Source organism: Marinobacter sp. ES-1 (assembly GCF_000475255.1).
GTDB classification, from domain to species: domain Bacteria; phylum Pseudomonadota; class Gammaproteobacteria; order Pseudomonadales; family Oleiphilaceae; genus Marinobacter; species Marinobacter vinifirmus.
Map to the genome: position 1 here is coordinate 298,266 of NZ_AXBV01000032.1, position 23,923 is coordinate 322,188.

Annotated in this window: 19 protein-coding genes; 8 read left to right on the forward strand and 11 right to left on the reverse strand. The window is 62.2% G+C overall.

The genetic code is table 11. The features are described 5' to 3' along the window. The first annotated feature begins 116 nt into the window (after nucleotides 1–116). The gene (gene ppnN / locus Q668_RS05120) at nucleotides 117–1,499 is read left to right on the forward strand and encodes a nucleotide 5'-monophosphate nucleosidase PpnN (RefSeq protein ID WP_022988538.1); all 1,383 of its coding nucleotides are present in this window, start codon (nucleotides 117–119) and stop codon (nucleotides 1,497–1,499) included. A gap of 20 nt (nucleotides 1,500–1,519) precedes the next feature. Here ppnN and Q668_RS05125 read toward each other — a convergent pair whose 3' ends face one another. Beyond that, on the reverse strand, nucleotides 1,520–1,852 hold the full coding sequence (locus Q668_RS05125; protein WP_022988539.1) for a c-type cytochrome: 333 nt from the start codon (nucleotides 1,850–1,852) through the stop codon (nucleotides 1,520–1,522). 230 nt (nucleotides 1,853–2,082) lie between these two features. On the opposite strand from Q668_RS05125, the gene Q668_RS05130 reads away from it, so the two are divergent. After that, nucleotides 2,083–3,186 (forward strand): enoyl-CoA hydratase/isomerase family protein, encoded by a 1,104-nt coding sequence (locus Q668_RS05130; protein ID WP_022988540.1) that lies wholly within the window; start codon nucleotides 2,083–2,085, stop codon nucleotides 3,184–3,186. Nucleotides 3,187–3,201: 15 nt separating this feature from the next. On the opposite strand, the gene Q668_RS05135 is transcribed toward Q668_RS05130, so the two are convergent. Further along, the gene (locus Q668_RS05135; RefSeq protein ID WP_022988541.1) at nucleotides 3,202–3,783 is read right to left on the reverse strand and encodes an ankyrin repeat domain-containing protein; all 582 of its coding nucleotides are present in this window, start codon (nucleotides 3,781–3,783) and stop codon (nucleotides 3,202–3,204) included. 67 nt (nucleotides 3,784–3,850) lie between these two features. After that, nucleotides 3,851–5,983: a tRNA(Met) cytidine acetyltransferase TmcA gene (locus Q668_RS05140; protein ID WP_022988542.1), complete on the reverse strand. Its 2,133-nt coding sequence runs from the start codon at nucleotides 5,981–5,983 to the stop codon at nucleotides 3,851–3,853. Between the two features lie 217 nt (nucleotides 5,984–6,200). On the opposite strand from Q668_RS05140, the gene Q668_RS05145 reads away from it, so the two are divergent. After that, nucleotides 6,201–8,480: an ATP-dependent helicase gene (locus Q668_RS05145; protein WP_022988543.1), complete on the forward strand. Its 2,280-nt coding sequence runs from the start codon at nucleotides 6,201–6,203 to the stop codon at nucleotides 8,478–8,480. 166 nt (nucleotides 8,481–8,646) lie between these two features. Beyond that, nucleotides 8,647–9,843 carry an OmpA family protein gene (locus Q668_RS05150; protein ID WP_022988544.1) on the forward strand — a complete coding sequence of 399 codons (1,197 nt, stop codon included), beginning with the start codon at nucleotides 8,647–8,649 and terminating at the stop codon, nucleotides 9,841–9,843. A gap of 64 nt (nucleotides 9,844–9,907) precedes the next feature. Here Q668_RS05150 and Q668_RS05155 read toward each other — a convergent pair whose 3' ends face one another. Continuing rightward, nucleotides 9,908–11,149 carry a methyltransferase gene (locus Q668_RS05155; RefSeq protein WP_036219194.1) on the reverse strand — a complete coding sequence of 414 codons (1,242 nt, stop codon included), beginning with the start codon at nucleotides 11,147–11,149 and terminating at the stop codon, nucleotides 9,908–9,910. On the opposite strand from Q668_RS05155, the gene Q668_RS05160 reads away from it, so the two are divergent. Continuing rightward, entirely contained in the window at nucleotides 11,148–11,831 is a 684-nt protein-coding gene (locus Q668_RS05160) for a tRNA/rRNA methyltransferase (RefSeq protein WP_022988546.1), read from the forward strand. The genes Q668_RS05155 and Q668_RS05160 overlap by 2 nt on opposite strands. Before the next feature lies 1 nt (nucleotide 11,832). Here the strand turns inward: Q668_RS05160 and Q668_RS05165 are convergent, their stop codons facing one another. Continuing rightward, nucleotides 11,833–13,104, reverse strand: coding sequence for a D-amino acid dehydrogenase (locus Q668_RS05165; RefSeq protein ID WP_022988547.1), 1,272 nt, complete (start codon nucleotides 13,102–13,104; stop codon nucleotides 11,833–11,835). Nucleotides 13,105–13,116: 12 nt separating this feature from the next. Next, nucleotides 13,117–13,947: a polyphosphate kinase 2 family protein gene (locus Q668_RS05170; protein WP_022988548.1), complete on the reverse strand. Its 831-nt coding sequence runs from the start codon at nucleotides 13,945–13,947 to the stop codon at nucleotides 13,117–13,119. 118 nt (nucleotides 13,948–14,065) lie between these two features. Between Q668_RS05170 and Q668_RS05175 the strand changes: the two genes are divergently transcribed. Next, on the forward strand, nucleotides 14,066–14,875 hold the full coding sequence (locus tag Q668_RS05175; protein ID WP_022988549.1) for a TatD family hydrolase: 810 nt from the start codon (nucleotides 14,066–14,068) through the stop codon (nucleotides 14,873–14,875). Then, the gene (locus Q668_RS05180; RefSeq protein ID WP_022988550.1) at nucleotides 14,872–16,491 is read left to right on the forward strand and encodes a Na/Pi cotransporter family protein; all 1,620 of its coding nucleotides are present in this window, start codon (nucleotides 14,872–14,874) and stop codon (nucleotides 16,489–16,491) included. Before Q668_RS05175 ends, Q668_RS05180 begins: the two co-directional genes overlap by 4 nt. On the opposite strand, the gene Q668_RS05185 is transcribed toward Q668_RS05180, so the two are convergent. From Q668_RS05185 to acnA, 5 genes are all read right to left on the reverse strand, one after another. Then, entirely contained in the window at nucleotides 16,461–18,755 is a 2,295-nt protein-coding gene (locus tag Q668_RS05185; protein ID WP_022988551.1) for a diguanylate cyclase domain-containing protein, read from the reverse strand. The genes Q668_RS05180 and Q668_RS05185 overlap by 31 nt on opposite strands. Continuing rightward, nucleotides 18,752–19,375 carry a twin-arginine translocation signal domain-containing protein gene (locus tag Q668_RS05190; RefSeq protein ID WP_022988552.1) on the reverse strand — a complete coding sequence of 208 codons (624 nt, stop codon included), beginning with the start codon at nucleotides 19,373–19,375 and terminating at the stop codon, nucleotides 18,752–18,754. The genes Q668_RS05185 and Q668_RS05190 overlap by 4 nt, the downstream gene beginning before the upstream one ends. A 102-nt stretch (nucleotides 19,376–19,477) precedes the next feature. Continuing rightward, on the reverse strand, nucleotides 19,478–20,386 hold the full coding sequence (locus tag Q668_RS05195) for a lysine exporter LysO family protein (RefSeq protein WP_022988553.1): 909 nt from the start codon (nucleotides 20,384–20,386) through the stop codon (nucleotides 19,478–19,480). Between the two features lie 34 nt (nucleotides 20,387–20,420). Next, complete coding sequence (locus Q668_RS05200) at nucleotides 20,421–20,738, reverse strand: DUF2288 domain-containing protein (RefSeq protein ID WP_022988554.1); 318 nt, start codon at nucleotides 20,736–20,738, stop codon at nucleotides 20,421–20,423. A gap of 100 nt (nucleotides 20,739–20,838) precedes the next feature. Then, on the reverse strand, nucleotides 20,839–23,598 hold the full coding sequence (gene acnA / locus Q668_RS05205) for an aconitate hydratase AcnA (protein ID WP_022988555.1): 2,760 nt from the start codon (nucleotides 23,596–23,598) through the stop codon (nucleotides 20,839–20,841). Between the two features lie 124 nt (nucleotides 23,599–23,722). Between acnA and Q668_RS16790 the strand changes: the two genes are divergently transcribed. After that, nucleotides 23,723–23,920 (forward strand): PAS domain-containing protein, encoded by a 198-nt coding sequence (locus Q668_RS16790; protein ID WP_227498284.1) that lies wholly within the window; start codon nucleotides 23,723–23,725, stop codon nucleotides 23,918–23,920. The last annotated feature ends 3 nt before the right edge of the window (nucleotides 23,921–23,923 follow it).

Consider the following 23,923-nt stretch of genomic DNA (forward strand, 5'->3'; position numbering starts at 1 on the left):
AGGACTTTGATCGGAGGAACGTCGGGTAGCGTAAAAGGCGGAAAGCGCTTAGTGTACCCTTTCGCCTGAGTGGCTCAAAATCCGTCATTGCCGAAACAGCAGGAGTTCCAACACCGATGACCGAACCCACCATGAATGCCCTGGTCTCTCCGGAGGGCAGCCTCGAAATTCTCTCCACCCACGAGGTAAACCGGCTCAAGGACAAGAGTGAAGGTGGCTTGTACCGATTGTTCAGGCAATGCGCCCTGGCGGTGCTGAATACCGGCATGGAAACCGACGACTGCAAGGAACTGATGGAAGCCCACGGCGATTTCGATGTGCGGCTGGTTCCCCAGCCCCGGGGCCTGAAGCTGGAGCTGATCAATGCCCCGGCGCACGCTTTTGTTGACGGCGAAATGCTGCGGGCGATCCGGGAACACCTGTTCTCGGTGTTGCGGGATATTGTCTACAGCCACTCGCTGCCAGACACCGTCTCCGGCTTCCGCAAGGATAATCCGGAAGACATTACCAACCTGGTGTTCCACATCCTGCGCAATGCCCGGGCCCTGGAGCCCGGCCGCCAGCCCGACATGGTGGTGTGCTGGGGTGGCCATTCCATCAGCCATGACGAGTACCAGTACAGCAAGGAAGTGGGGCACCAGCTGGGGCTTCGGGGAATGAGCATCTGCACCGGCTGCGGCCCCGGTGCCATGAAAGGCCCCATGAAAGGCGCGACCATTGCCCACGCCAAGCAGCGGATCAAGAACGGTCGTTACATTGGTATAACCGAACCGGGCATCATCGGGGCGGAAGCGCCCAACCCGATTGTCAACGAACTGGTGATCATGCCGGATATCGAAAAGCGGCTGGAAGCCTTTGTGCGCTGCGGCCACGGGGTGATCGTTTTCCCCGGTGGCGTGGGTACTGCCGAAGAGATTCTGTATCTTCTGGGTATTCTGCTACATCCGGACAACGCCGACCTGCCGTTCCCGGTGGTGTTTACCGGCCGCCGGGAAAACGCGGAATACTTCGAGATGATCGACAAGTTCATCCGCAATGCCCTGGGCGACGAAGCCGCCAGCAAGTACGACATCATCATTGATGACCCGGTACGGGTAGCCCAGACCATGAAGCAGGGCATCAAGGATGTGGAGACCTTCCGCCGCGCCATGCAGGATGCCTACTACTTCAACTGGATGCTGAAGATCGACCCGGTGTTCCAGTTACCGTTCGAGCCCAACCACAGCAACATGCGGGCGCTGGAATTACACAGGGATCAACCGGCACACCTGATTGCAGCGAATCTGCGCAAGGCGTTCAGCGGTATCGTGGCGGGAAATGTGAAGGAAAGCGGAATTCGGCAGATTCAAGAAAAGGGACCGTTTGAAATTGCCGGAGACCCGACGCTGATCAAACCCCTTGAGGCCATGCTGGAGCAGTTTATTGCCCAGGACCGGATGAAACTGCCAGGATCATCCGCTTATCGGCCCAGTTACCGTATTGTCAGTGGTGCGGCCTGAGCCGCACCACTGCCGGGCAATTACTTGCCGCCAGCCGGCAGGCTTGCGTAGTAAGCCGCCAGGTTAGCGATGTCTTCATCGCTCAGGGCAGTTGCCTGGCCCTGCATGACCGGAGCCTGGCCACCCTGACGCTGACCAGCCTTGTAGGCTTTCAGGGCAGCAACCAGGTACTGCTCTTTCTGGCCTGCCAGGTTCGGGTAGATGGGCACCTGGGAGATACCGTTCTGGCCGTGGCACGCGGCACAAACGCCAGCCTTGGCCTTACCGGCTTCGGCATCGGCTGCCATGGAAGCGGCAGGCGCAGCAGCACCCAGTGCGAACAGACCAGCAACTGCGAAGTGTTTCAGGTTCATAGAGTTCATCCTCTCATCGTTTTTACGTTTACAATTCAGTTTTTTATCAACCGGACCGTAAGTCAGACTCTCTTTATAGCACAGCCATCCAAGGCCTCAAATGTGATAGGTCAAGGACATTCGTGCGACCATAGTGCTGTTTTACTCTCGTGCTGACTATAGGACAGTACGAACAAACCGCAAAAATACATTAATTAACAAAATCACCTGCACACCGGAGATCACACCACATGTCTGTAGAGGTTCAGGAGCTCACCTGCCGCCAGGGCCACATCGGGCTGCTTACCCTGAATGCAGCCCAGACCCTCAACGCCCTGACCGAGGACATGGTCAACCAGGCCCAGGAAACCCTGGATCGCTGGGCCACAGACGACCGCATCTGCATGGTGGTGTTGCAAGGCAGTGGCGAACGGGCCTTCTGTGCCGGCGGTAACATCCGCAACCTTTACCAGGCCCTGAAAGGCGAAGGTGACACATCTGCCCCGGAACGCTTCTTCACCCGGGAGTACCGGCTTGACTACAGCCTGCACCGTTTCCCGAAGCCGGTGGTGGGCCTGGCCCGGGGCATTGTGATGGGGGGCGGCCTGGGCCTGCTGTCCGCCTGCCGCTACCGGCTGGTCACACCCGATGTCACCCTGGCCATGCCGGAAATCAGCATCGGCCTGTTCCCGGATGTCGGCGCCAGCTGGTTCCTGAACCGCCTGCCGGGGCGCCTCGGGCTGTTTATGGGGCTGACCGGGGCTCGCCTGAACGTGGCCGACACCCTGCGGGTGGGGCTGGCAGACCTGGTGATTGATGCCGGCCAGATCGAAACCCTGCTGGCCCGCCTGCAGGATGAGCGCTGGACCGGCGAGGCCGCCGCCGATGACAACCGGCTGTTCCGCCTGCTGAACCAGGTGGAAGCACTGGATTACCGGAGCCTGGCGCCGGGCCACCTGGAGCGGCACGAACAGACCATCGCCCGGCTGACCGCAGGCACCGAGCTGCCCGCCATCATCGAACAGATACTCGCCGCCGACATTGACGACCCCTGGTGGCAAAACTGTGCGGAAAACCTGAAGAATGGCTGCCCGGTGACCGCCTGGCTGGTCTGGCACCAGCTGCGCAAGGGTCAGCAGATGTCACTGAAGGATATTTTCCGGATGGAACTGGCCATGGCACTGGAATGCACCCGCCGCCCCGACCTCGCCGAAGGCATCCGGGCATTGCTGGTAGATAAAGATAAAGCGCCGGTGTGGTCGTTCAAATCCGCCGGGGAGGTACCGGAAGAGGTGATCGAACGGCATTTCGAGCCAGTGTGGGACGACCTGAACGACCCGATGCAGCTGGACTGACACCGGGCCGGGAAATCAGCGGGCCGCGCCCGCCTGCACCAGCAGCATTTCCAGGTCCTGGTTATTGCGGGCCCGGGCAATGTCGAGGGCCGTAGTGCCATCGGTGCGCCGGTAGTGCACATCAGCACCAGCGGCCAGCAGCATCTCGGCGGTCAGCAGGTCGCCGGCTTCCACCACTTTCATCAGCAGGGATTCGCCGTCCTGGCTGACATTGACGTTGGCTCCCGCCGCCAGCAAGGCCCGAACCACCGACAAATGCCCGTTTTCCGCCGCATGGATCACCGGCGTGTAACCGCTGTTGTCTTCGCTGTTCACATCGGCACCGGCCGCCAGCAACAAGCGGACAATACGTCGGTTACCCTCCGCCGCGGCCAGCATCAGCGGGGTTTTGGAAGAACCTGCCCTTGGGTCCGGGTCCACGCCCTGCGACAGCATATCCAGCACCGCCCGGTCTTCATTGGCCGCAACCGCTGCCAGCAAATCCGCGCCGGTTGCCCCGGTATCGCCTACCTCGCCTGTGCTGCTGCAACCAGCCAGCAACGACAGCACCACCAAAACCACAAAATGAAAGCGACTGCCCGCATCCCTGCTCATCATTCGTACTCTCTTGTTTGATTTTTTCAGCTATTTTGCGGGCCGGGTGGTCATAATTAAATCGAAACGGTCACAACTCCGACACTTGTGCCAACCAGCGGGCCACGATTTGTCTCAGCCGCATTTCGCCCTCCCGCTTGCCGGATACCTGCCCGGCCCCCTGCACTTGCGACCAGGACCAGCCCTGAAGCACGGCACGGCACCAGAGCCCGGCATCGTCCTGCCCGGCCAGCCAGGCCATCCAGCCAGGCCAGCTGCAGACTTCACGCAGCAGCGGCAAAGTCACTTCAAACCCCCGGTAACCCTCGGCAAAGCTCCGCAAATCCTGCCAGTCGTCCGGCCCGGGCTCTGCCGTGACAGGCAGGTCTGCGGCAAGCTGCGCCAGCAATTCCGGGGGCATATCTGCCCAGTGCCGGGGAATCAGCACCTGCCAGTGCCTGGCAAACCGACGGCGCAGGCGCTGTTCCAGGTCGCAGCCCGCCGGGGATACGCCCTTGAGCAGTTGCACCGGAAACTCGCCGGTAGAATGCTCCCGGGTCAGCCCGATACGCACCAGGCGTAATCCACAACCTTGCCAGAACGACTGCAAACCCGCCTCGCCACCAAAACTGGTACCCAGCGAATCCAGCCCCTGGCTCCGGCAAAACTCTTCCGCCGCCGCCACCAGCGCCCGGCCCACTCCCAGCTGCCGGGCCGGCTCTGCCACGGCAATGCGCACCACCCGAAAACACCGCTGCTGCGCCGCCTCCGCAAAGCCGCCATGGCTGGCCAGGGACTGCGCCAGCAAATGCCCCCGCAAACGGCGCTGGCCCATGGCCACCTGGACGGCCAGGTCCTGATCCAGGCCACCTTCCACACATCCCCAGAGCACACCCACGGTTTTGCCCTGCACAACCGCCCGCCAGCTGCTGGCAGCAGGATCGTCCAGCCACTGGCGCAAATCCGCCGGCGTGGTGCGGTAATGGGCATCCACCAACAAGCCGAAGGCCTCGGCCAATTCCGCCTCGCTGGCCTGTGCCGGATTCCAGGGTTCGACATGCACCGCACCGGGTGCCGGCTTGCTAGTGTCCGGCCCCCGGGCCCCCAGCAGAAACATCCGGAACAACACCCGCTCGAGAGGATCACCCTGCGCCCAGCGCACCGGCTGGTTCAGCTCCACCGATTGCCAGTGCGGCGTCTCCCGGTCCAGCACCTGCCGAAACCGGATCGCAAAGCCACGCCCGGTGCCCTCATAGCCATGCACCGTGCTGGCAAACGCCACCCGAGGCCAGCCCAGCAAAACCTCCCGCAGCCAGCTCGCCGGCAAACCGGCGGCCTCGTCCACCATCACCACCTCGGCCTCCGGCTTCTGCGCCAGCAACTCCGGCACCGGCAGAAAACAAATCGCCTGCCCGCCCGGCAGCACAAGCTCCGACTCCGACCGGCTCTCAACCCGGTCGCCCAGAACCTCCGCCGCATGCCGGAAAAAACTCTGCAGATTGTCCACCGAAGGCGACGTCACCAACACCTGCTGCCGCCCCGCCAGCAACAACTCCGCCGCCGCCATCCCCAACGCCGCCGACTTCCCCCGGCCCCGGTCTGCCGTCACCACCACCGGCCGCCGACGCCGCCCCAACCCGAAACGCACCAGTCGCGCCACCAGCTCCGACTGCTCCGCCGTCGCCCCCGGCCTGAACGCTGCACCCTCACCCCGCACATCCGACAGCACCGGCCATTCATCAATCCCCTGCCGAACCCGGATCACCGCACCATCAGACGCCACAACCTCCGCCAACCGCGCCAAAAACGGATGCTCCCCCGCCCCGTCCAGCCCCGTGCGCGAGTAATCCGGATCATCAAACCCCGGCCATTGCGCCAGCGGCGGCATCAACCAGAACAACAACCCACCGGCCCTCAACGTACCCGCCAACCCCGCAAACCCATCCGGCGGATTCCCCTGCCAGCCATCCCAGACCAACACCCCGGTCTCCCGCCCCAGCCAGCGCTTGTACTGCGCTGCCGAGACACCACGGACCCCCGCAGCCCCGGCGCCCTCATCACAGCCAACCCACAGTCCCCCTGCGACATCAAAACCACCCAGCCGCTCCTGCACCCAGCCCCGGGCCCACTCCTGTTCACCCTCCACCAGAACGAGGCGGCGTTGACCGGTATGGGCCAATTGAGCCGAAAAGGTTTGCCAGTTCTGTGTGATCGAGGAAGGCATAATCTGAAGGCAACTCCGATGGAGCGCTGCGCCGGGGGTGGCCTTCAAAAAATTTGCGGAGCCATGGATGGCGGAGCAGAAGCGCCACATGGATGTGCCGACAGGAGCGTTTTTTTGAAGGCCACCCCCGGCGCAGTGCGGGCATGAATGACAAAAGTCTCAGGCAATTATGCGGCACGGCTACTCCCGCTGCCAGCAGCCAAGTACAATACCCGCCATGCCAAACCAGCCCCAGATGCCAGACACCAGCTACCTGCCAGACCACCTAACCGACGAACAGCGGGCCATCATCACCGCCGGCTACGAACACTCGGTGATCACCGCCGTGGCCGGCAGCGGCAAAACCTCCACCCTGGCCTGGCGCATACGCTACCTGCTGCAACAGGGCCACGACCCGGACCGCATGCTGGTACTCATGTTCAACCGCAGCGCCCGCATCGACTTCCAGCGCAAGCTACAAGAGGTGTGCCACCAGTCCGGCCTGGCCCTGCCGGAAATACGCACCTACCACTCCATGGGCCTGCGGCTGTACAAACGCTTCGTGCGGGAAGGCTACCTGCCCGGATTCTCTGAAAAAATCCTCACCGAACAGGAAATCGGCTACCAGGCCTGGCTGCTCACCCGCCGGCTGGCACCGGAAGACCTGGCTGACGAAATCCGCCGCAACAAGAAAGACTATGTGGAAACCGCCACCGGCTTTATCGACCTGGTCAAAACCTGCCTGTCGCCGGCAGAAATCGTATTCGAAGAACTGGGCTACTCGGAAAAACACAAATACCTGATCGACCTGTTTCACAGCTTTGAGCAATGGCGCAAAAGCCAGAGCCGCATCAGCTACGCCGACATGCTGTACGAACCGGTCATGGCCATTCACCAGAACCCGCCATTGCAGCGCCTCGTCGGCAATAAAATGGACCTGATCCTGGTGGACGAATACCAGGACACCAACGAAATCCAGCACCTGCTGCTGCGCTACGTGGCCGGCGACCGCGCCCGGGTGACCGTGGTCGGCGACCCGGACCAGACCATCTACGAATTCCGCGGCGCCAAGCCTGAATTTATCCTGCGCCGGTTCAGCGACGAGTTCGAAAGCCCCCTGGAACAGACCCTGAGCTACACCTTCCGGTACGGGCACCAGGTCGCCTTGCTGGCCAACCACCTGATTTGCCACAATACCGGCCGCAAGGATGTGCTGTGCCACTCCCACTCATCCACTCCGGCCACCGATGTAAACCTGCACAGGGCAGACAACGACAGCGACCAGATCCTGAAAATTCTGCAGCAACAAAGCCCGGAGCAAACCAGCCAGAGCGCCATCCTGTTCCGGGTCTGGAGCCAGAGTGTGCCGATCGAGCTGAAACTGCTGGCCCGGCAGATCCCCTATCGCATCGACAGCGGCAAAGGGGCCCTGTTCAGCCGGGAAGTGCAGGCCATTATCGCCCTGCTGATGGTCGTGAGCGGCCGCCTGCATCAGCTGCCCGACAGTGACCGGCTGGACCTGGCCCGGCAACTGCTGCGCTTTCCCCACGTCGGCCTGAAAGAGCCGGAACTGGAAAACCTGGCGCAGTTCCTCGCCGGCTTCGACAGCGACTGGCACGAACGCCTGCTGGCCATGGACTTCAACGCCCTGGCCCCCATGGCCGCCCGCAAGCTGAAAAAGCTGGGCGAAGTATTGATGCAGCTGCGCAACTACACGGGCCCCGTGGCTGGACTGATCAGCGTCTACGCCGACCATACCGATCTGTATGAAGGCATCCGCAGCCTCGCCCTGACCCACGACAGCGCCGAGGAGCGCATCGACACCATCCAGGGCTTCCGCGACTACCTGAAAAGCCTGGATGTTGACGCCACCGGTGCGCTGGACCACCTCAAGGCCCTGAAGCAGCAAGCCGGCGAACAGCGGGAACAGGGCGTACTGTTATCCACCATCCACCGCACCAAGGGCCTGGAGTGGCCGGTGGTCATCATTCCCGGCCTGCAGGAAAAGTACCTGCCCTACAGCCCCCGCCCGCAGGACGATGCCCGAGCCCTGCTGGAGAGTGAACGGCGGCTGCTCTACGTGGGCATGACCCGTTGCCGGGAGCAGCTGCACCTGATTACCCGCCCCGACAGCAGCCACCCGCACCTGGATGGTGATCAGGGCCCCAGCCGCTTCGTGGCAGAATTCTGCTTCCCCCTGGCCCGGGAGCTGGGGCAGGTTCTCGATGCAGGTAACCCCGCCTCCGGCCAGCCCATAACGCTCCGGCACCCCCTCACTCCGGTCAGCCTGCGCTATGCCGAAAGGGCCAAAATCACCCTGGATGGCCAGGCGCCAGCCAGCACCCCGGACACCTCACAACCCGTATGGCACCAGCCCCGGCTCATTCACGCCATCTTTGGCGCTGGCCGCGTAACCGGGGAAGACGAAAGCTCATTCCAGGTGCGCTTTGATAATGGCGACACCCTGAATTTCAGCAAGAAAAGCGCCCACCTGTACTTCACCCCGGTAACAGACTGATCCATAAGTGGAACCCCCTGCGTACAAGTCCTGGCCCAGGTAAAGATGTAATTTTTTGTATTTTTTGGCTTACTAACCTAGATTCCAGATAAGGCATTAAATCTAGGGATTTGTCTGCGTTCCTGATGAGAGAACGGGAACATAAAAATGAAACAGGAGGTTCTGCATGAACATCGTGCGCCCGGTCGCCCTGGCCGTCTTAGCTTCATCCCTGTCTGCGCCAGCCCTGGCCGCCGACAAGCAATCCATTTACCTGAACCCGTTCGCCGGTTACCAGCTGTTTGACGACAAGCGTGACCTGAGCGAAACCGACACCTACGGCTTTGGCCTTGAGTACCGGTTCAAGCCCCACTGGGCGGTGGAAGCGGTCTATTCCCGGGCCGATGCAGACCGCAAATACGACGCCGGTGATTCCGAATTTGAAGAACTGCGCCTGGACGGCCTCTATTACTTCCGTGGCCAGGATTCAGCCTGGAACCCGTACCTGGCCTTCGGTGCCGGCCATGCCGATTTCGGACTGGGCGACAACATCGGTCGTGAAACCGCCGGCACAGACCACGACGAAACCCGTGTAAACGTGGGCGCCGGTGTGCGTTACAACATCAGCGACATGATTTCCCTGCGCGGTGACCTGCGCGAGTTCCACGGCATTGACGAAAGCACCTTCGACACCATGGTGTCTCTGGGCCTGAGCCTGGCCTTCCACCGCACCACCACCGAGCCCAAGCCAGCGGATGCGGACAACGACGGTGTGCCCGATTCCCGTGACCAGTGCGCCAACACCCCGGTCGGTGCCCAGGTAGACAGCCGCGGCTGTGAACTGGATGCCGACAACGATGGCGTTGCCGACAGCAAGGATCAGTGCCCGAACACCCCGGCTGGTGCTGAAGTAAACAGCCGTGGTTGTGAGCTGGACAGCGACAACGATGGCGTGGTGAACAGCAAGGACCAGTGCCCGAACACGGCCGCCGGTGCTGAAGTGGACGAAACCGGTTGCGAAGGTGTCACCGAGACCATCGAAACCATCGAGCTGCGGGTTCAGTTCCCCACCAACAGCTCCGTGATTGACGCCACCTACGACGCCGAAATCCGCAAGGCGGCGGACTTCATGGAAGAGTACCCGGACACCACCGTTGAGATTGCCGGTCACTCCGACAGCATTGGTGATGCCGAATACAACCGCTTCCTGTCCCAGCGCCGTGCCGAAGCCGTGGCTGATCGCCTGACTTTCGTACTGGGCGTGGATCCGGACCGTGTAACTGCAGTTGGTTACGGTGAAGTCGAGCCGATTGCCAGCAACGACTCTGCGGCTGGCCGTGCCCAGAACCGCCGTGTAGAAGCCCGCATCCAGGTTCGTCGCTAAGACCAACCGGACGGGTAATGAATAAGTAAGGCGCCTTCGGGCGCCTTACTTGTTTCAGCCGCAGTCATTCCACCCGAACCGCGTCCACCAGCAGGTTTCTGGGCGTCAGTTCCCGTGCACAGAAACGGCCCAGGCGCACACTGTAGCCCTGCTCCTCCAGAAACACCGCGTAATCCAGCACCATCCAGAGCTCCAGTGGCCGGCGGAACAGATGCCGCAGTAACTCGTGGCGCTGAACCTGCAACGCCCGCTGTTCACCCCGCGCCAGCCAGTGCTGCCAGTCCAGGTTATCCGGCAATTCCAGCTGTTTCTTGCCCGCCGCCCAGCGGCAGAAGCCTTCGAAGTCACCGTTATTCAGGGACGGCGGATGGGAGGGCACCGGCAGATAGCCGTCTACTGCCCGCAGATGGCGCTGCAGGGCATCAAAGCCCAGCCGCCATGCCGTCACCCGGGCCGTCTGCTCCCGTACCCTTGCGGGCGCTGTGACCGTTTCCTGCACGGCCAGGCGCAGGGTGTTACGGGCTGGCCTCAGGGCGGGTGCGTGGTTTCGGCTGCCTTTTGCCAGGGGTTGATACTGCTCCTGGGCCGTCAGGTGATAACAGCAGGGGGAAAAACTCAGTCTCGGCGTACCGGCCGCCGCCCCGCGCTTCAACAGTTGCCGGTGCAGGTCGCCACAGGCATGCAGCGCCACGCCATGCACTCCCGCAGGCCAGTTCAGGGAATCCGCCATCACATCCTGGTGGTGCAACTGCACCGGATCGCCGTAATGCCGGGCCAGCCGGTTGCCGTCCTGAACCAGTTCATCATTCCACTCGAAGCCCTGCACGCGCGCCGCCCCCCGGGCCGCCAGCGTTCGTGCCAGGTGGCCTTTGCCACAGCACCAATCCAGCACCGGCTGTTCCAGCGGCAGCACTGCGGCGGCAAAGGCACCGGCTTGCAAACGCTTGCGACCGGGCATATCCACGGCCTGCAGCTCCGGCAGTGCCGACCGGGCCCCGCTGTCGGGAGGCGACAGTTCCGGCAGCTCTACCAGGGCGCTATAGTCAGCAAGGTTCGGTACAAACCGGGCGGCTTCAACTGCAAACGCCGCCAGGTTTTCCTCAAAGGCTTCACAGGCGTCCACCGTCAGCGTGCCCAGCCAGTGTGCAAGCTCCCGATAACGTTCGCACCAGGCCGGTTCCGGCTCCATAAACGGTGCCGGCTGCCACAACTCCTGGTGCCGGACCAGCCAGTCATTCACCTGCTGCCAGTGGCTGTAAAAAGATCTCGCTAGCTGGTGTAAACTCGCCGCCGGAGGTAACGTCATGAAACTGGCCTTTGTACTGGTTGAACCAAAAGTTCCGGAAAACGTAGGCGCGGCTGCCCGGGCCCTGTGCACTATGGGTTTTGCCGAGCTGTGGCTGGTCAATTCCGACCTGCACACCCGGCCTGAAGCCCACTGGCTGGCTCACGGCAGTGATCACATCCTGGATAACGCGCGCATTTTCCCTGATCTGGCAGCGGTTAGAAACTCCGCGGATTTGCTGATGGGCACCTCGGCCAAGCCCCGCCATAACCGGCAGGACTGGCACCCGCCGGCGCAGCTGAAATCGGTACTGGCCAACAAGGGCGCGGCAGTGGCTACCGCGGCCCTGGTGTTCGGGCGGGAAGACCGGGGCCTGTCGAACGACGAACTGGCCCTGTGTGACCTGCTGACCGGCTTCCCCATGGCGGTCAGTTATCCGTCACTGAACCTGGCCCAGTCGGTGATGCTCTACGCCTGGGAACTATCGGGGCTCGCCGGTGCCGGCACCGACAGCCCTGCCGAAGAAACGGAAGCCGCCGGTCTCGGTGCCCTGCGTACCCGGCTGGAAACCCTGTTGCCGAAACTGGATGCCCCAGCCGATGAAAAGCTGTCGCAATGGGTGTTCGAGCGCCTGCCCCTGCTGTCGGAGCGGGATATCGGCTTTGTGCATACCCTGTGCGGCAACATCGAGCGCAAGCTCTGAGCTATTCGGAGAACCGCCCGGGCCGGAAGGCGTCCAGTTGCACCTCCGGCTCCTCGCCATCAATCACCTGGGCAATCACCGCCGCGCTCCCTGCCGACAGGGTCCAGCCGAAGGTACCGTGCCCGGTATTCAGGAACAGGTTGTCCCTGGGGCCTCGCCCGATAATGGCGGGGCCGTCCGGCGTCATCGGCCGGAACCCGGTCCAGGTTTCGGCGTCATCCAGGTTGGCGCACCCCGGAAAGCGCGACTGCACGGATTTTTTGATGGTGGCAATGCGGGCCCCGGGGATGTCCCGGTTGAAGTCCGCCAGTTCCACAAAACCGGTGGCCCGCAGGCGGTTACCCAGCCGGGTGGCAACCACCTTGAAGTTGTCATCGTGAATGGTGCTCACCGGCGCCCGGCCGGGCTCGCTGAGTGGCACCGTAATGCTGTAGCCCTTGACCGGGTAAATAGGCAGTTTCAGCCCCAGCGGCCGCACCAGCTCCGGCGACCAGCAGCCGGCAGACACCACGAAGGCATCCCCCTCGACAATCTCGGTACGGCCATCAGCCCGCCGGATCTGCACGCCATTCACCCGCTGCTGGTCCGCCAGCAGGTGTTCCACTGACACTTCATAGCGGAATTCGGCCCCCAGCTCCTGGCAGACCCGGGCCAGTTCCTGGCTGAACAGGTGGCAATCACCGGTGCCGTCGGTGTCGTAGCGAATGGCACCGTACAGGGGGCCGCCACCGGTCATGCCCGGCTCCACCTGCCGCACCTGCTCCGGGGTCAGCAGGCTTGAGGCAATGCCCATGCCGGCCAGCAATTCATGCAACTTGCGGTAGTCGTCCATGGCGTCTGGCGTGCTGGCCAGGTGCAGCAGGCCCTGATGGGCACCGTCAAAGGCCAGCTTGTGTTCCTGTTCCAGGGCCAGGAAACGTTCCCGGCTGTAGATACCAAGGCGCAACATGGCCCGCTTGTTCAGCCCGAATAATCCCGGCGACCAGGCGTAGCGCAGGGTGGCAAACATGAACCGCAAGGCCTCCAGTGACGGCGGCAGGCCCAGTTTCAGCGGGCCGTCCTGTTGCAACAGCCATGGCAGGGACTTGAACACCATGGACGGATCCGCCCAGGGATACACCACCCCGTAGGAGCGCTGGGCCGCATTGCCCTTGCTGGTTTCGTTACCCGCCACCGGGTGCCGTTCCAGTACCGTTACCCTGTGGCCCCGCCGTATCAGCTCCCGGGCAGTGGTTACACCCACCACACCGCCGCCTATCACCACAATGTGCATGACTTGCCTCCGTTAACTCACGCCATTCTCGGCCAGCAACTGCCGATACTCCTCCAGCACCTCCGGATGTTCCGCCGGATACTCCGGTGCCAGCTGCTTCAACACATCCGCCACCAGCGCCGCCACGATCGCACGGGCAACCGGCTTGCTGTCTCCGGGCACAACAAACCAGGGTGCATCGTCGGTATGGGTTGCCGCCAGCGCCTGCTCGGCATACTTCTGGTAAGTGGCCCGCTGCTTCCAGCCTTCGATATCGGAATGATCGAATTTCCAGCGTTTCCGGGGTTTGTCCAGGCGCTTCAGCAACCGCCGTTTGTGCTCATCTTCCGACAGGTTGAGCCAGATTTTCACAATACAGGTGCCTTCAGACACCAGGTGCCGTTCGAAGTCACAGACCGCCTGGTACCGGGCCGGCCAGTTGTAGGTGTCTTCGGCCCGCACCGGCCACACCCGTTCGCCAATCACCGCTTCATGGTGGCTGCGGTTGAAGGCCACCATCTGGCCATAGGCCGGCAGGTAAGGCGTCACCCGCCACAGAAAATCATGGGCGGCCTCGGCCCCGGTCGGCCGGCTGAACGACCAGGCATGAAAGCCGGCAGGGTCTGCATAGGTGGCCAGGGTGCGAATCAGGCTGTCCTTGCCACTGGTATCCGGGCCATGGACCACCAGCAACAGCGCCTGCTTGCGGTTGGCCCAGAGCCTGCGCTGGTATTCCCCGATGTCTTCCAGGCTGGCCTCAAGCGATGGCACACCTGCGCTGTCATCCAGCTCGGTGGGGTAATGCCCCAGCCCCGGTTGTTTCGGGCTCAGAAACCAGGAACGGGCAAACGCCGTGTACTTCATCAAGGAAACTCCCTAGGCCTGCCGGGCAGGTCAAGCTGTATGCAAACTGTTAAACTCAGGGTATCAACTTTCAGGATAGCAGCCAGCCCCGTGCTGCGATGGAGCCAGAACCCCGGATATGAGCAAAAAACGTCGCGAGATTCCCGTTTTCGATCACCCGATCATTGAGACCCACTGCCACCTGGACTATCTGAAAGACCAGCCCCTGGCGGATATTCTCGAGCACAGCCGGAAGGTCAACATCGAAAAGGTCATCACCATCGCGGTGTCGCCGGACAACCTGGCCGGCGTGCGGGAACTGAGCCAGGCTGCCGACTGGGTGTATGGCACCCAGGGTATCCACCCCCATGAAGCCGAGAGCTACACCGATACGGTGGAAGCCGAAATCCGCCAGCACGCGGGCGACAGCAAGATCGTCGCCATTGGCGAGATCGGCCTGGATTATTACTACGACAACGCCGACCGCGAAGTGCAGCGGGAGGTGTTCCGCCGCCAGCTGCAAATTGCCTGCGACACCAACCGCCCGGTGGTGATCCACAGCCGGGATGCCGATGACGACACCATCGCCATCCTCAAGGAATTCGAAAACACCCTGGAGCGGCGCGGCGTCATTCACAGCTTTACCTCCGGCCCCGGCCTGGCGCAATACGCCCTGGACCAGGGCTGGTGTCTGGGTTTTAACGGCATCACCACCTTCAACAAGGCAGAAAACGTGCGGGACATCGTGCGCATGACACCCATCGAGCAGATTCTGCTGGAAACCGATGCCCCGTTCCTGACGCCGGTGCCCTACCGTGGCCGGGAGAATGCCCCCTTCTACCTGCCGTTCGTGGCGGAAAAAATCGCCGAGGTAAAAGAACTACCGCTCGGGCAGGTTGTGAGCCAGACTTATCAAAACAGTCTCAGGGTGTTTTTCCCGAAACCATGATCTCATCCGTTTTTCAGGTACTCGGCGGGCTGGCGTTGTTCATGCTGGCCATGGAAATGATGACCAACGGCCTGAAAAACGCCGCCGGCCATTCCCTCCGCCACCTGCTCGGCCACTGGACCCGCACCCCGATGCGCGGGTTGATGGCCGGCTTTGTGATTACCGGTATTGTGCAGCACTCCGGCGCGGTCACCGTGGCCACCATCGGCTTTGTTAACGCCGGCTTGCTGTCCCTGAAACACTCCCTGGGCGTAATCTTCGGCTCCAACATCGGCACCACCATGACCGGCTGGCTGGTGAGCTTGGTGGGCTTCGGTTTCAAGATCGAAGCCATTGCCCTGCCCCTGCTGGCGGCCGGCGTGGGATTCCGCACCATCAGCCGCACGCCCCGAAACCAGTTTCTGGGAGAGGCCCTGGCCGGCTTTGCGCTGTTTTTCCTGGGCCTGTCGATTCTGAAAACCGCACTGGAATCCGCCGCCGGCGGCCTTACCAGCGGCGACATCATCAGCCCGGACTACGGCCTGCCAGCGTTCTTCATGATTGGCCTGATCGCCACCGTTCTGACCCAGTCCTCCAGTGCCTCGCTGGCCATTGTGCTGACTGCAGCTGCCGGTGGACTGATCCCGCTCGATAATGCCGCAGCAGCCGTGGTGGGTGCCAACCTGGGGTCTACCTCCACCGCTGCGCTGTCGGCCCTGAAAGCCACCGCCAACGCCCGGCGCCTGGCTATTGGCCACATTCTGTTCAACGTGGTGACCGGCATCATCGCCCTGCTGATCCTGCCGGTGATGCTCTGGATGGTCGCCACACTGACCGACCTGCTGGACCTGGAAGCCAACCCGGCAGTGTCGCTGGCCCTGTTCCACACCCTGTTCAACGTGTTGGGCGCCGCCGTGATGCTGCCGTTTATCACCCCCTTTGCCCGTTTTCTGGGCCGGCTTTTCCGCAGCAAGGAAGAGGACAATGCCGAACCCCGGCACCTGGATGACACCCTGATCACCACGCCGGAACTGGCGATCGGCGCCGTAGACCAGGAGATGAAACGGCTGATCGGCCATACCCGGGGCCTGCTGAGGGTATGCCTGGACCGGGAAGGCCTGAATGTCGCCCAGATCCGCCCGAAAATGGAGGCCATCAAAGCCCTGAACAGCGCCATTACCGACTATATCGGGCGGTTGCGGGCGGAGAAAATGCAGGTCTCCATTGTCGACGCCCTGACGATCAGCGTTCGCACCTGTCGCTACCTGGCCGAAGCCACCGACCTGGCAGACCGGTTGCTGACCCTCAGGGAACTGGCAGGCCGCACTGAATTTGCCGGCTCCAAACAGGCCTACAGCGACTATCTGGACACCCTGCGGGCACTGGTGGCGTCGGAAGAACCGGCTCCGGAATTGCTGGCAAAAACCGAACAGGTTTATCACAGCCTGAAGAACGACACCCTGCAGAAAATTGTCTGGCAGCGGCTGGCCACCACCCTCGGGGACCAGATGCTGGATACCCTCAGCTCGGTACGCCGGCTGAGCGACCAGTGGGCCAAGTCACTCTACTGGCGCGCCGGCACCGATATCCTGAACGGCTACCACCATCAGGAGCCGGTGCCGGAGAACCCGCAATAACCGTTACGGCCCGTGTTCTTGGCCTGGTACATGGCCTGGTCGGCCTGGCGCAGCAGCTGGTCGCCGTCCAGCTCCGCAGGCTGGGGATACAGGGTGTAGCCGACACTGGCAGAGACTTCCACCATGTGGTCAGCCACCCAGACCGGCTCGGCAACCGCCGTCAGCAGCCTGTCCATCAGGTTTTCAATAGCGTCCACATCGGCCACGTTCACTACGATGGCCGCAAACTCGTCGCCACCAAGCCGTGCCAGGGTATCTTCTTCCCGCAGCACCGTGCGCAGTCGCCGGGCCACTTCCACCAGTAACTGGTCACCGGCGTCATGGCCGAAGGCATCATTCACCGGTTTGAATTTATCCAGGTCGATATAAAGCACCGCCAAACGATAATCCTGCCGCCTGGCCTGGGCCATGGCCTGCTGCAGGCGCTCGGCAAACAACACCCGGTTGGGCAGGTTGGTGAGGGCGTCATAGTGCGCCATGGTGCGAAGCTTCTTCTCGGTTTCCTTGAGCCGGGTGATATCACTGAACACACCCACGAAATGGCTTTTCTCGCCCTGCTCATCCACCACGCTGCTCAGGGTCAGGCTCAGGATCAGCCGCCGGCCATCCCGGTTACGGCTGGCGAACTCGCCGCTCCATACTCCGTGTTTGCGGGCAGCCACCAGTATCGAGCTGCCTTCATCCACCGGCAGCGGTGGCACGCGGCCTATTGCGGTGTTGCGGTCCCAGCCGGTAATCAGGAAGTAGGCCTCGTTGGTGTCGATGACCACACCATGGGCATCGGTGATGAAGATCGCTTCCCGGGCATTTTCAAACACCTTCAGGGCCAGCCGCTGACGTTCTTCGGCCTGTTTCCGCCGGGTGATGTTGTACCAGGAACACAGCACCGATGGTGTGTCGTCATCATTCTGGTAGACCGGGGCCAGGGTCATGTCCACCCACACGTGGCTGCCATCTTCCCGGCAGAAGAGCCACTCGGATTGCGCCACATCCCCTACCTGAACCCGCTGCAGCAGTCCTGCCAGCTTTCGGGCGGAGTCCTGGCCATCCGGCTGGACCTCCGGGGAAAACCGCTCCAGGGGCTGGCCCAGCATGTCGGCGGCGGAGCGGCACTCAAGCAGCTCCACTGCGGCCCGGTTACAGTCACTCAGGGCCCGGCCACGGATCATCAGCATGGGCTGGGGCCAGCTTGCCACCAGCTCCTGAAGCCGGCGGCTTTCCCGGGACAGCTGGCGCTTCTTGCGGCCCAGCCAGATGCTGGTAGCCAGCAATAACAGCACCAACACGGTTACCACCGCTACCCATAGCCGGTACTGGTGGAGTACATCCAGCCAGGTTACCTGGGGGACCTGGTCGTAAGGCGGCAGGCGAAGGCTGCGGGTCAGGTGTTCCACCGACTGGTAATCGGCCGGGGGCGCGAAGGAAGCCAGGCCTGCGGCCACGGCAGCCGGGTCGTCCGGTTCCAGGGCAAACAGGGCGGAGGCAATCTGGCGAATGGTGCGGGAATCCACATGGGGCAGCGACACCAGAGGCCATTCCGGATACAGGCGGGTTGAAAGCCGGAACGGATAGCCCCGGAGGTTCTGGGCGTTGATCACCTTCAGTGCGGTTTCCAGCCCCGGGTCTTCCTGCAGAAGTTCTTCCAGAACACCGGTGCGGATAAAGCCGATGTCGGTGTCTCCCGCCAGCACAGCCCGAACCACCCGGTCATGGTTGCCCAGATAGATGATCCGGTTATCCCGCCGGATATCCAGGCCTGCCGTCTGCAGCTCCAGGGCCTGGGCCTGGTAGCCGCCCAGATAGTGAAGGCCCGGGGTAGCAATGCTTTTGCCGCGCAGGTCTTCCAGCGCTTGAATATCACTGCGCCCGGCTCGGGCGATGATCACACCGCCAATGCTGCCGGTAGTGATGCCGTTCCAGTCGCGCTGCAGGGTAGCCAGTACGCCGGTCAGGCTGCGCTCGCTGCGGATCATCAGGAAGTGAGCCGGATTGGTCAGGAAAAAATCAATGCGGTTGGAGGCAACCGCACGGTCCATTTCTTCCTGGGCCAGCACACGGATGGTGATATCCCTGCCGGTCTCCCGGCTCAGATAGTCCGCCAGCGGCTGATACTTTGCCATCACCAGGGGGTCGGGGCGATATCCCAGCACCCCCAGCGTCACGCTACCCGCTTCTGCCGCCACCGGGAGCGGCGCCAGAACCAGCAGCACCAACAGCGCAATCGCCCGCCCCGGGTTACCTGCAAGAACCAAGAACCAACTCACTCTGCCCGCCTTGGCAGAAACTGCTGGCTGGCGATCCGTTCGTGTTCCGGGTGCTTGTCCATCAGTCCCTCCCGTTCCAGAAGCCCGGCCAGGCGTATGGCCGTTGTTTCAATTGTTCCGTTCTTGGCCAGGTAACGCTGGTTGGCGGCGAGATCTGGCAACATAACCGTCGCCAGTGCCTGGCGGATAAGCTCCGGCGCCATGCCCTGCCGCGTTGCTATCCGGTAAACCGCATCGTGCAGGTTGCGCACCAGGTACCGGTAACCGGCAAAATGGCCGGCCACCAGGTCCTTTATTGGCCCGGGCTGGCGGCCTTCGGCCCGGTGGGTCACCGCCAGCACATCAAAGATGGTATCCGGCAACTCCCGGCTGTCAAACAGGCTGACGGCCGCGGCATCCAGTTGCCCTGACAACAAGCCGCTCATGGAATCCCTGGCCGCCGTGCCCTTGACCAGTTGCACGGTATCCGGTAACCAGCCGAATTCTTCCGCCAGGTACAAGGGCTCGTACCCGATCCAGGGGTGAATACCGACTCGCAGGGGGTCACCCCGGCCACAACCGGGCAGGCTGGCGGCCAGGCCGGCGGCAAGCGAGAGCTGTAGGAAGCGACGACGGTGCATGAAAGGCTCCGAATAACACAATGTGTCGGATAGTAATACAGATGTCCTGCAGCCGCCTACCCGCAAGGGCCATCGGACCCAACCAGAACCCTGATATTCAGCTTAGCCGAAAGACAGGAACACGCCCATCAACACCGGAGACAGAAACGACAGCAGGAAACCGGAGGCAATGGCCACCGGCACACAGGCCAGGCCGCCACTGCTGCGGATAACCGGCAAAGTGAAGTCCATCGCGGTGGCACCACCGTAACCGATGGCCATGGCCGGGCGAGCGGTGATCACCAGCGGAATCAGAGCCAGAGCAATGATTTCCCGCAGCACGTCGTTCAGGAACGCTACGCCACCCCAGGCCGGGCCCAGGGCATCGCCAATGACAATGCCGGACAGCGAATACCAGCCAAAGCCAGACGCCAGCGCCAGGGCCTGGTGCCAGGGCACCTGCAATACCGGAATCAACGCCAGGCCCGCCACCAGGGAGCTTGCCACCAGCGCCAGGGCAATGCCCAGCCCCTGACGGTTCATCAGCAACTTGCGCAGGGAAAGGCCGGCATTACGTAATTGCAGGCCAATCAGAAACAGCAGAAACATCAAGGCACCGGTGGCCACATCGTCCACCAGCGGCAGCTCCGGAAACAGGAAATAACCCAGCAAAGCCCCCACAAGCACCGCCAACAGGGGTTTCAGCCCGGCCAGGAACAGGCGCCGGTAGCCCGGCCGACCCTCGCCGGTTTGTTCCCCGACATCCAGTGGCGCCCAGCGATGAAACAGCCACAACCCCACCATGTTCGCCACCAGTAACACCAGCACCAGCGCGCTGACCTGTCCCGCCATGGTGCCCAGTTGCCCCAGCAGCCCTTCCATCTGCCCGAGGCTCAGGCCCAGCAGTGCCAGAATGAAATACACCAGCCCTTCCACGGTGTAGTGGATCACCGTCATCAACCGGCGATTGGACAGGGCAAAGGCAAAACCCAGAAATAACGGGGCAAGAATCAGCAAAGCGCCGGTGAGCATGGCAACCTCGGAAAAGAACGGCTAAGGGAAAGGATCAGTGCAGGCTGGCGCCCGAGCGATCCTGCACCAGTACCCAGGGCGCAATGACCACGGCCCAGAGTTCCGCATTGCGATCATACCAGCCGCGCGCCAGATCCGGTGCCACTTCACCCACCTGCCCGGAGGTCATCCACTGTTCGAACTGCGCCTTGTTGTCGGCGGTCAGTTCTGCGGCTACGTCCAGCAAGTCCAGCTCCGGTGCAACCCGCACAACTTGCCCGCGGGCGTAGTAGGTTTGCAGCTCGTGCCAGTGAATTCGGGAGGTTTCGAGGTTGAGTTTGGCTTTGATGTCGTCGCGTGGGGAGTCAGCCATGGCACCTTGTCTTCATTCAGGGATTAAGAAAAGGCCGCCAGCTTACCTGAAAATGCGGGGCAGGACACGGGGCCAGCCGGGCTGGCCCCGCAGGATGGCATCAGGCGGTGCGAAGCATCTCCCGCACCACATAGTGCAGGATACCGCCATGCTGGAAGTACACCGCCTCATTCGCGGTGTCGATCCGCGACTTGAGTTCACAGCTCTCGGTGGAGCCGTCCTTGTACTTCACGGTCATCTTAAGGGTCTGGCCCGGCTTGATCTCGCCGGACAGGCCTTCGATGCTGATGGTTTCCTCACCGGTGAGTTTCAGGCTCTTGCGATCCGTACCCTCCGGGAACTGCAGCGGCATCACCCCCATGCCGATCAGGTTGGAACGGTGAATACGCTCATAGGATTCCGCCACCACGGCTTTCACGCCCAGCAGGCGGGTACCCTTGGCGGCCCAGTCCCGGCTGGAGCCGGTGCCGTACTCCTTGCCGGCAATCACCACCAGCGGGGTGCCGCTTTCCTGGTACTTCATGGCGGCATCGTAGATGGCCATCTGCTCGCCGGTGGGCACGAATTTGGTGAAGCCGCCTTCCACGCCGTCGAGCATCTCGTTACGGATGCGCACGTTGGCGAAGGTGCCGCGCATCATCACCTCGTGGTTGCCACGGCGGGAGCCGTAAGAGTTGAAGTCTTTCGGCTCTACACCGTGTTCCTGCAGGTATTTACCGGCAGGAGTGTCCGGCTTGAAGGAACCGGCCGGGGAGATGTGGTCTGTGGTCACCGAATCCCCCAGCAGGGCCAGGATGTTGGCATCCTTGATGTTCTCGATGGGCTCGGGCTGCTCGCCCATGCCTTCGAAGAAGGGTGGGTGCTGAATGTAGGTGGATTTGTCGCTCCACTCGTACACCTTGCTCTCCGGCACCTTGATCGATTTCCAGATGTCGTCACCTTCGAACACCTCGCCGTATTCCTTGCGGAACATGTCGGTTTTCACCTTCTCGACCGCTTCGGCGATTTCGGCCTGGCTGGGCCAGAGATCGTTCAGGTACACCGGGTTGCCGTCTTTATCGGTACCCAGCGGATCCTTGGTCAGATCCAGCCTTACGTTGCCCGCCAGGGCATAGGCCACCACCAGGGGCGGCGAAGCCAGCCAGTTGGTTTTCACCAGCGGATGCACCCGGCCTTCAAAGTTGCGGTTGCCGGACAGCACCGAGGCTACAGTAATGTCGCCATCGGTAATGGCCTTTTCCACGGCATCCGGCAATGGGCCGGAGTTACCGATGCAGGTGGTGCAGCCGTAACCCACCAGGTTGAAACCGAGCTTGTCCAGGTCGTCCTGCAAGCCGGCCACTTTCAGGTAGTCGGTGACCACCTTTGAGCCCGGCGCCAGAGAAGTTTTCACCCAGGGCTTGGTGCTCAGGCCCTTCTCCACCGCCTTCCGGGCGATCAGGCCGGCGGCCATCATCACGCTCGGGTTGGAGGTATTGGTGCAGGAGGTAATGGCAGCAATCACCACGGCACCCGGGTCCAGCCGGCACTTTTCGCCGTTCATTTCCAGCGGCTGACTGGCCGGGTGTTCGTAGCTGTTATCCACGCCCACCGCCGTCTGACCACCTTCTGATTCCAGTTTGCCTTCCTGGGCTTTTGCCGGGCCTTCTGCGGTTTCCATCAGCAACTCGAAGGACGCCTTCATGTTTTTCAGGGCCACCCGGTCCTGGGGCCGCTTCGGTCCGGCCAGGCTGGCCTCGACATCGCCCATGTCCAGTTCCAGGGTGTCGGTGTACGCCGGCTCATGGCCTGGTTCCCGCCACAGGCCCTGGGCCCTGGCGTAGTTCTCGACCAGTTCCAGCAGTTCCTCATCGCGGCCGGTCAGGCGCATGTAGGTGATGGTCTGGTCATCCACCGGGAAGAAGCCGCAGGTAGCACCGTATTCCGGCGCCATGTTGGCAATGGTCGCGCGGTCCGCTACCGGCATGTCTTTCAGGCCGTCGCCATAGAATTCCACGAACTTGCCCACCACGCCTTTCTTGCGCAGCATTTCCACCACGGTCAGCACCAGGTCGGTGGCGGTAATGCCTTCACGCAGCTTGCCGGTGATCTTGAAGCCGATCACCTCCGGAATCAGCATGGAGACCGGCTGGCCGAGCATGGCGGCTTCCGCTTCGATGCCGCCCACACCCCAGCCGAGTATGCCCAGGCCGTTGATCATGGTGGTGTGGGAATCGGTGCCCACCAGCGTGTCCGGGTAGGCGATGGTTTTACCGTCCACCTCCTTCTGCCACACCGTTTTGCCCAGATATTCCAGATTCACCTGGTGGCAGATGCCAGTCCCCGGTGGCACCACCCGGAAGTTGTCAAAGGCCTGCTGGCCCCAACGCAGGAACTCATAACGCTCCTGGTTGCGCTCCATCTCGATGGCGACGTTGTCCTTGAAGGCAGACGGATTGCCGTACTTGTCCACCATTACCGAGTGGTCGATGACCAGGTCCACCGGCGACAGCGGGTTGATCAGGGCCGGGTCTTTACCCGCCTGCTTCACCGCCTCGCGCATGGCGGCCAGGTCCACAACCCCGGGCACCCCGGTGAAGTCCTGCATCAGCACCCGGGCCGGGCGGAACTGGATTTCCGTGTCGGAGCCCCGGTCTTTCAGCCACTGCACCATGGCATCAATGTGGGAACGGTCGACCGTGGTGTCGTCTTCGTTGCGCAGCAGGTTCTCCATCAGTACTTTCAGGGAGAACGGCAGGCGGTTGAGATCGCCCAGGGTGTCTGCTGCCTTGGGCAGGCTATAGTAGTGGTACGTCTTGCCACCCGCGCTCAGGGTGGAGAGGGTATTCAGGCTGTCTTTGCTTGGTGATGTGTTCGACATACGTTGCCTCCTCGTGGAGTTTGTCTGGTAACACTCTATCCACTAACTATTGCACCGATAAGTGAGACTTCAACCGGCGACGATGAATGTTCGACATTTCCTTGGTGAATAGTCACTTGCGTTGTTGCGCGCGGCAACCGAGTTGTCGTTCAGCTCTATACTGGTCACCGACGCCCAACACCGGATTCTCTATGCCAACCCGGCCTTCTGCGCAACAACCGGGTATAGCCCGGACGAGCTGCGGGGCACCGGAATCCCGCAGTGTGAACACAATGGCTGCGACCCCCTGCCAGTTCTGTCATCATTAGCGCCTGTTTTCTGACGG